This is a genomic window from Paenibacillus sp. DS2015 (genome assembly GCF_050433705.1).
Lineage (GTDB): Bacteria > Bacillota > Bacilli > Paenibacillales > Paenibacillaceae > Paenibacillus_AQ.
Window position 1 is genome coordinate 17,077 of sequence record NZ_JBNPWS010000007.1, and the last position, 11,906, is coordinate 28,982.

The window sequence follows — 11,906 nt, forward strand, 5'->3', positions numbered from 1 at the left end:
TTGGAATTTCAAGTAACGAACAGTCCTTTTAATCAGGAACAAGTAGAACTACTCAATCGCCTTTTACCTACGCTAACAGCAGTACAACAAATTTGGCTAAGCGGCTATCTAACAGCAGTTCAGGGATCAGCTGTAGCGGTGACGCCAAGCACAGCTCCGTCAGTATCTGTGGCAGAGACAGCGAACATAACTCAAATTTCTAAAGAAGTAACTATCCTGTTCGGATCACAGACCGGTAACTGTAGTGGATTGGCAACGAAGATATCCAAGAAATTGGAGGAGCGTGATTTTCAGGTAACGCTTTCGTCGATGGGCGACTTCAAAACGAATAGCTTAAAGAAAATTCAAAATTTGTTGATTCTGGTCAGTACTCACGGTGAAGGAGAAGCACCAGATAACGCGATTCCTTTCTATGAGTTCCTTTATGGCAAAAGAGCACCTCAATTAGAAGCCTTATCGTACGCTGTACTCGCGTTGGGAGATACATCATACGAATTCTTCTGTCAGACGGGTAAAGATTTCGACAAGCGTCTGGAAGAGCTGGGCGGCAAACGGATTATCCCTCGTGTCGATTGTGATGTGGACTTTGACGAGCCTGCGGCGGAGTGGATGAATCAAATCATCAGTTCCTTAAGTGAGTCATCTACGATCTCACCAATTGCTAATGTCGCAAATAATGGGTCTCTAGTCGATGCGGAGTCAGAATACTCAAGAACGAATCCCTTTCAGGCTGAAGTTCTAGAGAATTTGAATCTGAATGGCCGTGGATCAGATCGGGAAACACGCCATCTTGAAATATCGCTGGAGGGATCGAATCTTCAGTATGAACCAGGAGATAGCTTAGGTGTCTATCCAGAGAACCATCCTCGTCTCGTGGAGGAATTGATCGAAGCCATGGGTTGGAATGCAGAAGAGTCTGTTGCAGTACATAAGAATGGTGATCAGCGTTCATTGCGTGAAGCATTGCTTCGCCATTTCGAGATTACAGTATTAACGAAGCCACTACTAACACAATTGGCGAATCTCACTTCGAGTACTGGGCTGAATGAGCTTCTGGAAGCCGGACGTGAAGTAGAGCTTAGAACGTATCTGGACGAGCATGATCTATTAGATTTGGTTCAAGACTACGCTTTGAAAGGTATAGCCGCTGGTGATTTTGTTTCGATTCTTCGAAAAATGCCTGCACGCTTATATTCCATTGCAAGTAGTTCTAAGTCGTTCCCAGATGAAGTGCACGTTACGGTTCGTACCGTTCGTTATGAAGCACAAGGAAGAGAACGTTACGGCGTCTGTTCCACTCAGCTGGCGGAACGAGTACAGTCAGGCGACACATTACCTGTATATATTCAGCATAATCCGAATTTCAAGCTCGCTGAGAATTCTGATACACCGATCATCATGGTTGGACCTGGTACGGGTGTTGCACCGTTTAGAGCATTCTTGGGCGAAAGAGAGGAGACTGGAGCTGAAGGTAAGACATGGCTATTCTACGGCGACCAGCATTTCTCGACAGACTTTCTTTATCAGACAGAATGGCAACGGTGGCTCAAGGATGGCGTGCTGACACGTATGGATGTCGCCTTCTCGCGTGATACAGACAAGAAAGTATACGTACAACACCGGATGCTTGAGAAGAGTCAAGAGCTCTATCAATGGCTACAAGAAGGCGCATGCGTGTATGTCTGTGGTGACGAGAAGAAGATGGCCCATGATGTGAATGCGGCCCTACTAACGATCCTCGAACGAGAGGGTGGTCTTAGCCCCGAGAAAGCAGCGGAGTATTTAACAGCTATGCAACAGCAGAAACGTTATCAGCGGGATGTTTACTAAGAGGTGTCCCAAAGATCACGAGAGGAGAAACCTTACATGTCAGAGAATAATTTGATGTCAACGCAAAGTGCTCCGCACAGCGATGTAGAAGAAATCAAACGCAGAAGTCAATATTTGCGGGGAAGTCTTACTGAGACATTACAAGACCCGATCACAGGCTCTATACCCGAAGATGATAATCGTTTGATGAAACATCACGGCAGTTATATGCAAGATGATCGCGATTTGCGCAACGAGCGTTTGAAACAGAAGCTGGAACCCGCTTATCAGTTCATGTTACGTGTACGCGCTGCCGGTGGAGTGGTTACGCCGGCACAGTGGTTAATGATGGATACTGTTGCCCAAAAGTACGCCAATGGCACGATTCGTCTAACGACCCGTCAGTCGTTTCAGCTACATGGCGTATTGAAATGGAACTTAAAGAATACGATCCGTGAAGTAAATGATGCATTGTTAAGCACGCTTGCCGCTTGTGGAGATGTGAATCGTAATGTGATGTGTAACCCGAATCCGTATCAATCTGAGGTACATTCTCAGGTGTACGAGTGGGCCGCAAAGGTTAGTGATCATCTTGATCCACGAACAAGGGCCTATCACGAGATTTGGCTTGATGGGGAGAAAGTAGTAGATAGCCAAGATAATGATGTAGAAATAGAACCGATCTATGGTGCTGTTTATTTACCACGTAAGTTTAAGATCGGTATTGCTGTTCCTCCTTCGAATGACATTGATGTATTTTCACAAGATCTGGGTCTCATTGCAATTGTCGAAGAGGGACGTCTAATCGGATTCAACGTCGCGGTAGGTGGAGGAATGGGGATGGCTCATGGCGATCCTAAGACATATCCTCAAGTGAATAGAGTAATCGGGTTCTGCACACCGGAGCAGATGATCGACGTAGCAGAGAAGACAGTCACGATTCAACGAGATTATGGTGATCGTGCTGTTCGGAAGCATGCTCGATTTAAATACACGATCGATGACCGCGGCTTAGATTGGTTCATTAATGAACTGACAAATCGTTTAGGTTGGAGTCTAGCGGAAGCACGTCCTTACCATTTCGACCATAACGGAGACCGATATGGCTGGGTGAAGGGCAGTAATGGGAAATGGCATTTCACGCTATTTATCCAGAGCGGCCGGGTCAAAGACGAGGATGACTACCTTCTGATGACGGGACTTCGGGAAATTGCCAAAGTGCATACTGGAGATTTCCGACTTACGGGAAACCAGAATCTGATTATTTCTAATGTGAGCATACAGAAAAAGAAAAAGATCGACGCCATGATCAAAGAGTATGGGCTCACAGATGGACTCCATTATTCTGCGTTACGGAGAAGTTCTATGGCTTGTGTATCTTTCCCAACCTGTGGACTAGCGATGGCTGAATCAGAGCGCTACCTTCCTACATTGATGGATAAAATTGAGCCTATGCTTGAGGAATCTGGTCTGAGCGAGAAAGAAATCATCATACGCATGACGGGCTGTCCGAATGGATGTGCCCGGCCGATGCTGGCTGAGCTTGCTTTCATTGGTAAGGCCCCTGGTAAATACAATATGTATTTGGGAGGCGGATTTACCGGAGACCGTCTAAATAAGTTATATAAAGAAAACATTGGCGAGACTGAGATTCTAGCATCGCTGAAACCGATCATTAGTCAATATGGGAAGGAACGACACGACGGCGAACATTTCGGGGATTTTGTCATTCGTGCTGGTTATGTCAACGAAGTCCTTAGAGGACAAGACTTTCATTCCTAAATTAGATGTAATGAATGGATCATATAGTTTCCAATAATTCAAAAAAACGAAGTGCCTCAACCTATGAACAGGGGGAAGGGTGCTTCGTTTTTTCTTGTTCCAGTAGCTCCTATGTCAACATATAAGTAGGTTGATTTTAAAAGGAATTCGAACATCATAATGTGTTATCATGTAGTAATGAATAGAGAATGGAGCTAACGATTATGTATCGCAATTTAGAAGATTGTATCATTGATTTAGAAAAGAATGGACATCTAGTCCGTATTCAAGAAGAAGTGGATCCCTATCTTGAAATGGCTGCGATTCACATGAAAGTATATGAGGCTGGCGGTCCAGCGTTATTATTTGAAAATGTAAAAGGTTCGAAGTTTCGAGCGGCATCCAACCTCTTCGGTACATTAGAACGAAGTAAGTTTATGTTCCGAGATACATGGGCTTCGGTACAGAATGTAATGGCTATACGTGACGATCCCATGAAAGCGTTGAAACAACCCTTTAGAAATATAGGCAATGGGTTGGCGGCAGTGAAAGCCCTCCCTTTGAAAAAGTTGGGTAGCTTACCCACTACGACACAGGAAATCCAGATATCTGACCTTCCTCTGATCCAACATTGGCCTATGGATGGTGGAGCGTTCATCACACTGCCTCAAGTGTATACTGAAGACCCAGGGAAACCGGGGATTATGAATTCTAATCTAGGGATGTACCGTGTCCAATTAAGCGGAAATGATTATGAGATGAACAAAGAAATTGGACTGCATTATCAGATTCATCGTGGTATTGGAATACATCAGGATAAGGCCAACAAATTAGGTGTTCCGCTTAAAGTGAGCATTTTCATTGGTGGCCCTCCAGCGCATACTTTGTCAGCTATCATGCCTTTACCAGAAGGTCTGAGCGAGATGACTGTTGCAGGATTGCTTGCAGGACGTAATTTTCGCTATAGTTATGTTGATGGTTACTGTATTAGTAATGATGCTGATTTTGTAATCACTGGAGAGATTCATCCTGGAGAGACGAAACCAGAGGGACCGTTTGGCGATCATTTAGGTTATTACAGTCTTACTCATCCTTTTCCATTAATGAAAGTACATAAAGTATACGCCAAGGCGAATGCTATATGGCCGTTTACTGTTGTGGGTCGTCCGCCACAAGAAGACACTTCATTTGGTGAACTCATCCATGAGTTAACAGGGGATGCGATCAAACATGAAATTCCAGGTGTCAAAGAAGTCCATGCCGTTGATGCTACTGGCGTGCATCCATTGCTTTTTGCGATTGGTAGTGAGCGCTATACGCCTTATCAGAAAGTCAAACAGCCGACTGAGATACTCACGATAGCTAATCGTATATTAGGAACAGGGCAACTGAGTTTGGCAAAATATTTATTTATAACGGCTGAAGAGGATCAACCTGTGGATACACACAAAGAAGTGAAGTTTTTAACCTATATTTTAGAACGTATCGATCTACGTCGAGACATTCATTTCCATACCAATACGACGATTGATACGCTAGATTATTCAGGAACCGGATTGAACAGTGGTAGTAAAGTTGTATTCGCAGCCTATGGAGATAAGAAAAGGGACTTGTGCAAAGAGGTTCCCGATGATTTGAAAGACATTCGTGGGTTTGAGAACGCTAAATTAATTATGCCAGGTGTTGTGGTCTTACAAGGACCGAAGTTTAAGGATTATGCTCAAGCAGGGCAGGAATTACAAGGTTTATGTAACGCTATTCAAGCCAAGGGAGCCATCCCGGCTTGTCCAATGATCATTCTAAGTGATGATAGCTCATTCATGAGTGCGACCATCCAGAACTTCCTATGGGCTACGTTTACGCGCAGTAATCCTTCGCATGATATATATGGTGTGAATAGTCAATACGAGAATAAGCATTGGGCGTGTGATAATGTGATTATTGACGCACGTATTAAGCCACATCAAGCACCACCATTAATTGCCGATCCAGTTGTTGAGAAAAATATCGAGCGGTTATTTGGCAAAGGGGCAAGTCTGGGCGGATTGAAGTTAGGATAAATGGATTTATCTACAAACCTTGATAAGCATAGCAAAAAAGCCGTCATTCTCAAGAAAGAGTATGATCGGCTTTTTGCTATTTAGAGTTGCATTGAATGAAGTTTGGATTAAGCTTTTTTAATATACATTTCGTTAAAATACTGGTCAAGCATACGTTTGGTTGCGAACTCTTCACGAGTTGTCTCAATACTCTTCTGCATCATGGAGATCCACTTTGGACGGTTTTCATAATACGTAGGTAACACTCTATTAAGTAAAGTGTCGTACAAAGCTTCAGTATCGTGGCGATCTAACTCTTCGAAGTCAGTCGACTCGAAGCCATCTCCGATCTGCCAACCGTTCTCACCGTCGATACAAGCCTCAGGCCACCATCCATCTAGAATCGAGCAGTTGAGTACACCGTTCATCGCAGCTTTCATTCCTGAGGTTCCACTAGCTTCAAGGGGTCTACGTGGATTGTTAAGCCAGATATCTGAGCCACGGGTAAGCATGGCACCAATGGTCATATCATAATTTTCTAAGAATACGACACTCTTTGGATATTTCTTCATCATAGATACTAGATTACTAACAATTTTCTTACCAATATCATCTAATGGATGGGCTTTACCTGAGAAAACGATCTGGATTTTACCGGATTTCAGATAAGGTTCAATGATTTCAGGTGTCGAGAAGATTAGATCGCTACGTTTGTATGGTGCCGCTCTACGTGAGAATCCGATGAGTAAGTTGTCTGCATCCAGTTGGATACCAGAGCGTTCTTTAATGAAATCAATCAACTCATGTTTGATTTCCATATGTGTCGCCCATAGGTCACCGCCATCTTCGAAGGCACGCGTGATACGTTCATCTACCCAAGTCGGTGTATGAATAGCATTAGTGATGCCGATAATAGGGGATCTACCTGCAACCTCTTTCCACATTTTATTGGAAGTATCTGCATGCAATTGAGCTACACCATTGGAGATACGGGAGAGACGTAATCCAGCTACAGTCATATTGAATGGATTGCCGCCAATGCGCTCCATTTGGTCACGCGTCAGCCCATTGAAAGCCGTCATATATTCTAGACGGTCTAGTGGATGAGTTTCATTTCCTTCTTTAATAGGTGTGTGTGTTGTAAATACAACTTCGTCTTTAGTCGCTTTCCAAGCTTCTTCGAAGGTATCGCCCGCACACATCTTCTCGCGAATTAATTCGGTAGCGGCAAGAGCGGCATGTCCTTCATTGAAATGGTAAACGTCAATTGGGATTTCAAGCGCACGCATCGCCTTAACGCCGCCTATTCCTATTACAATTTCTTGCGCGATCCGTTCTTCACCAAACCATCCGTACAGCTGACCTGTAATCCAGGCATCGTTGTTCTCAGGAATATCCGTATCAAGCAAGTAGAGGGGGTTATTACCGAAATGTTCGGTTTTCCATACTTTACACACGACATCGCTATTTCTAACTTTAACCGTTACTTTAACGCCAGTATCTTCAAGGAAATCGTAAACATAGTTATGATACGTGTCGTAAGGTTTTCCTTCTGCATCAATACGTTGGTCAGTATAGCCTTGTTTCCATTTCAACCCGATGGCTACAATCGGCATATTCGTGTCTTTTGCTCCCTTGATATAGTCTCCAGCAAGAATGCCTAAACCACCCGCATACATTTTGAAATCGGAATGAAGTCCGTACTCCATGCTAAAATAAGCTACTGTTGGTAATGTTTTCTCACTCAATTGAAAAGCCTCCCAAGTTATATTATAGAGTTCCTTTATAAACATGATGTAGTTGCTTATCTAGGTGCAAACGTTTGTCCCAATCTTTGAAACTATGAATTGTTGCAAGCGATTTCACACATATGGTAGCATATTCCTATGGAAAAAGTCTATAAAGAATAGCCAAAATACCCATATTCACAAAAAGTTCAAGGATTAGGATGATTTAATGAATTTGATTAAATTACAAACGTTTGCACACAAATTAATGAAAGTCACTTTACGAACAAATGCGGTCAGATCATGAGCAGCACGAATTTAAAGGGATTTATGTTCAGATTTCGCCCAATAAAAAGTTCAATGTAGATAATACAAGAGAGTGTAAGCACTCAGCACTTGTAGTATTTTATGCTAAGCGCTCCATTTCTAGTACCGTGAAATCCTTTTGGACTATAACTCATAAATACGATAATGAGGATAGACATTGTATGAATACCCATCATCTGTAAATTGAGATTGTATTATTCATAAAAGTAAATTATTATCTTTTCTGTGGTACCTTGCAAAGTACAGTACTAAGTAAAGTGGTGATATATATTCATGAACGTACAGTTTAAAAAAGGTGTGTTGGAGTTATGTGTTTTGAGTTTGACCGCAAAGAAAGATATGTACGGATATGAATTGGTTGAAGAAATTTCAAAGAACTTCGAGATCTCCGAAGGAACGATCTATCCGTTACTAAGAAGGCTTACTAAAGAAGGGTTATTCTCGACGTACCTTATGGAATCAACAGAGGGTCCTCCAAGAAAGTACTACAAGCTGATGCCCAAAGGTATTAATTTAAAAGATGATCTTATTAAAGAATGGAAGGAATTCTCTAAAGGAGTAGAAAAAATGATTGAGGAGGAGTAATGGGGTGAACAAAGAGATCTATCTAATCGAACTTAGTAAGTTATTGAAAGTGCTACCAAAAGAAGAACTGAACGAAATATTAGCAGACTATGAAGATCATTTCGAACAAGCGCATTTCAGAGGTCGTACGGAGAGTGACATTATCAAAAGTTTCGGCGAGCCTCATGTGATTGCGAAAGAGGCTTTGGTTCAATATGAAATTACAAAAGCGCAAGTAAATCCATCGTTGAATAGTGTAACGAGAGCCGTGTTTGCCACATTAGGACTTGGGGTTCTCAATTTATTACTTGTATTGGTTCCATTTATACTAGGTTTATCAGTTCTTCTAGCGTTATTTGTCTTCTCAGTATTCTTATTGATCTCGCCCATTCTTTTGTTAATACAAGATGGCTTTACAGTCACGTATGTGAAAGAACTTTTCTTAATTCTCGGTTTTGTTGGTATTGGACTGCTCATACTTCTTGGAGCCCTGAGAAGCACGGCTCTGTACTATAGGTTAGTAATCAGGTATTTGAATTACAATCTGAACAAGGTAAGGAGGAATTGGCGTTGAAGAGAAAATATAAAAGGGTCATGCAATTTGCTCTTCTTCTGATCATTGTTTCCGTCATTGGGAATATGCTGATGTACAGTTTCAATCTATCTCCGTTTAATTTAGCAGTGATTGATCATACACGTTCAATATCTGCATCTAACGTAACGGACATACGCATTATGTCTAATACGGGTGATGTTAATATTGTTCCATATGACGGAACGGAAATTGTAGTTCATATGAAAGGGAAGTCAGAAAAGAGATATCAAGATAATTACAGACTATCAGTGGAGGAAAATGGAAGTGAGATCACGATAGAAGCAGAAGAATTCGAAAAGAAGCGTTTATTTGTGATTAACTCTGGAGCATATGAACTCCTAGTACAATTACCGCAAAAGGAATATGAGAAACTCCAGGTACATACGGATTTAGCTGACATAAATGTTGAGAAAATACAGACTAAGCAATCGTTTTTGGAGTCAAGCCTCGGTGGTATAACGGCAAATAAATTGCAAGGGGACATTTACAGTGTAACGGGCCTTGGAAACATCAATGTTCAATTACAAGCTTTCGAAAGTGATATTGATGCGCAAACATCATTGGGAAATATAACGATAACAACGGAAATTGCGCCTGCAGCAATCCAAACGAATTTAAGAAGCGGATTAGGTGAACGAACCATTGAATTACCTGGTTTGTCTAATGTTGATGAAGCTTCACTAGGAACTGGTGGACCGAAAGTTAAACTATCAACGGAACTGGGCGACTTAGCGTTGTTGATGGCGGATCATTAGTCAATAGATTGACAAAAGGCATTTCTACTAGATTGTATACGGGAAGACTACCACATTTGTGGTGGTCTTTTTTATTTGTGTGGCTAGCTGATTTCTATAAAAGATGAAATCGTTTGCACCTCTATTTTGTACGGATAAGTGATTCTATCAGTGAAATATTTATAAGATATTTGTACTAAAATAGCATTAAAATAACTTATGTGTATAAATTTGACATCCAAATTAAGATAGAGTTATAATTAGCAACAGAAACATTTAAAGTGCAAAAAATGTAATAATTGTATAAAAATTTCTTTATGAACCCGCGCGAATAATGGACACAATATTTACTTTTTTTACGGTGTACTCAGTGTGGGTATATCAGTTTAATTTACTAGATTAATGATATCTGGTAGATTAACCCTTTTGTGAGATTTGTCTCTTATAAGTTGGTATATTCTACATTGATTTAGTAATCGTAGGAGGTGCATATGAATGATCAAAGGCGTTCTCATGAAATTGCTAGGGAAACAGCCTCTGTCGGAGTCAGAGGCCACATTATGTATGAACCATATACTGTCTGGGACTGCAAACCCTGTCCATGTTGCTGCTTTTCTTGGCATTACGGAAGCCAGAGGAACAGAAAAAGAAGAGCTACTAGGTTTCTTGAAGGCGATGTGGGCACAGATGGTTCCCATAGCGGGGTATGCAGATACTGTGGATATTTGTGGCACAGGAGGAGATATGCTAGGTTCGTTTAATATTTCGACGGCAGCAGCAATTACGGCTAGTGCAGCAGGAGCCAAAGTAGCTAAATGCGGAAATCGTTCGTCTAGTAGTGCTTGTGGTAGTGCCGATCTTTTGGAAGCATCAGGAATAAGCATTGATCTGACACAAGAGGAGGCCACAGACTGGCTACGAGAGTATGGTTTCGCCTTCCTTTTCACACCCGCCTATCATCCAATGATTAGTGCATGGGCTCCGTTAAGGCGTGAACTCGGGTTTCGAACTGTATTTAATCTGATGGGTCCACTCGGTAATCCTATTCAACCTAGAAGGCGTTTGATGGGCGTATCTAATGCCTCTTTGGCTCCCGTATACGCAGATATTCTTTCATCCATTGGCTCTGAACATGCATTAGTGGTACATGGCATGGACGGAATGGATGAAATCAGCCTATCTGCCCCTACGTTGATTTATGAAGTCAAGGGCCAGTCCGTAAATAGAACGCTATGGGAACCAGAATCTATTGGTCTGAGTTACGTTGACATACAAGAGTTAAAGGGAGGGACTGTAGACGAGAATGTCACCATACTGCAACAGTTATTTGAGGGTAGTAGACAAGTCAGGTCCATTCGAAAAGTAACATGTGTGAATGCTGGGGCAGCGCTAATGATCTCAGGGCTGGTCGCTGATCTGCGGGAAGGCTACTGGATGGCAGAACAGACTATAGCTTCAGGTCTAGCCGCAGAACAGTTACAGGCAATGGTGAAGGGTAGCAGAAAATTACGTAAAGGGGCAGTCGATTATGTACATGTTGAATGAGATTATAGCGAACAAACGTGTAGAGATTGATGAGAAGAAGCGGGTTCGGACCCTGGAAGATTTACAGGGAAAATTACGTGAAGCCAGACCGGTAAGAGACTTTTACAGTGCTTTACAAATGCCGGGGATTTCGTTGATTGCTGAAATCAAGAGGAAATCACCGTCTAAAGGGGAGTTTCCAAGCCAATTTACAGCGACTGAGTTAGCTCGTATCTATTCTCAGAATGGAGCCAGAGCCATTTCTGTATTGGCTGATGAGAAGTTTTTCGGCGGAGGCGCGCATGTTGTGGAACGAGTTGCAAATGACCCCGCTGTTCATCTGCCAGTGATGTACAAGGAGTTTATTATTGATCCCTACCAGATATACGAGGCTCGTTCGGTAGGAGCTGATGCGGTTCTCCTTATTGTCCGAAGTATCGGAGACTCAGGGTTACTATCTGAAATGATAAGTACTGTTCATGATCTAGGGATGCAGGCTCTAGTTGAATGCTTCACGATTAAAGAGGCTGCTGCAGCTGTTGAAGCCAAGGCAAGGATTATCGGTGTGAATAATCGGGACTTGCAGACTTTTGAGGTTGATTTGAAGCGTTCTGAAGAGATTCGATCGATTATTCCAGATACGACTCTTACCGTTAGCGAGAGCGGACTCTCGAACCCGGCAGATGTCGTGGAAGCTCAGAATAGAGGCTTTGATGCCATATTGGTGGGTGAAGCTTTACTAAAAGCAGACGATATTACACGACGCGTTCGGGAATTTGCTGGTCTAGAAATCATTGAACACCAGAATGGATAAAGGGAGGCGATC

Annotated in this window: 9 protein-coding genes; 8 read left to right on the forward strand and 1 reads right to left on the reverse strand. The window is 42.3% G+C overall.

Annotation, left to right across the window (positions count from 1 at the left end; genetic code table 11):
* The 3 genes from J2T13_RS08455 to J2T13_RS08465 all read left to right on the forward strand — a co-directional run bounded on the left by J2T13_RS08455 (position 1) and on the right by J2T13_RS08465 (position 5,630).
* Positions 1–1,830 (forward strand): assimilatory sulfite reductase (NADPH) flavoprotein subunit, encoded by a 1,830-nt coding sequence (locus J2T13_RS08455; RefSeq protein WP_429370236.1) that lies wholly within the window; start codon positions 1–3, stop codon positions 1,828–1,830.
* A 36-nt stretch (positions 1,831–1,866) separates the two neighbouring features.
* A complete protein-coding gene (gene cysI / locus J2T13_RS08460) occupies positions 1,867–3,591 on the forward strand; it encodes an assimilatory sulfite reductase (NADPH) hemoprotein subunit (RefSeq protein WP_429370238.1) in 1,725 nt (574 codons plus the stop codon).
* Positions 3,592–3,794: 203 nt separating this feature from the next.
* Entirely contained in the window at positions 3,795–5,630 is a 1,836-nt protein-coding gene (locus tag J2T13_RS08465) for a UbiD family decarboxylase (protein WP_429370503.1), read from the forward strand.
* A 107-nt stretch (positions 5,631–5,737) separates the two neighbouring features.
* On the opposite strand, the gene glgP is transcribed toward J2T13_RS08465, so the two are convergent.
* Positions 5,738–7,357 carry an alpha-glucan family phosphorylase gene (gene glgP, locus J2T13_RS08470; RefSeq protein ID WP_429370240.1) on the reverse strand — a complete coding sequence of 540 codons (1,620 nt, stop codon included), beginning with the start codon at positions 7,355–7,357 and terminating at the stop codon, positions 5,738–5,740.
* Between the two features lie 579 nt (positions 7,358–7,936).
* Here glgP and J2T13_RS08475 point away from each other — a divergent pair.
* The 5 genes from J2T13_RS08475 (at position 7,937) to trpC (ending at position 11,894) form a co-directional block, all read left to right on the forward strand.
* Complete coding sequence (locus J2T13_RS08475) at positions 7,937–8,248, forward strand: PadR family transcriptional regulator (RefSeq protein WP_429370242.1); 312 nt, start codon at positions 7,937–7,939, stop codon at positions 8,246–8,248.
* 4 nt (positions 8,249–8,252) lie between these two features.
* On the forward strand, positions 8,253–8,801 hold the full coding sequence (locus J2T13_RS08480; RefSeq protein ID WP_429370244.1) for a DUF1700 domain-containing protein: 549 nt from the start codon (positions 8,253–8,255) through the stop codon (positions 8,799–8,801).
* Complete coding sequence (locus tag J2T13_RS08485) at positions 8,798–9,577, forward strand: DUF4097 family beta strand repeat-containing protein (protein ID WP_429370246.1); 780 nt, start codon at positions 8,798–8,800, stop codon at positions 9,575–9,577. Before J2T13_RS08480 ends, J2T13_RS08485 begins: the two co-directional genes overlap by 4 nt.
* 474 nt (positions 9,578–10,051) lie before the next feature.
* Positions 10,052–11,101 (forward strand): anthranilate phosphoribosyltransferase, encoded by a 1,050-nt coding sequence (gene trpD / locus J2T13_RS08490; RefSeq protein WP_429370248.1) that lies wholly within the window; start codon positions 10,052–10,054, stop codon positions 11,099–11,101.
* Positions 11,085–11,894: an indole-3-glycerol phosphate synthase TrpC gene (gene trpC / locus J2T13_RS08495; RefSeq protein WP_429370250.1), complete on the forward strand. Its 810-nt coding sequence runs from the start codon at positions 11,085–11,087 to the stop codon at positions 11,892–11,894. Before trpD ends, trpC begins: the two co-directional genes overlap by 17 nt.
* Positions 11,895–11,906 lie beyond the last annotated feature (12 nt).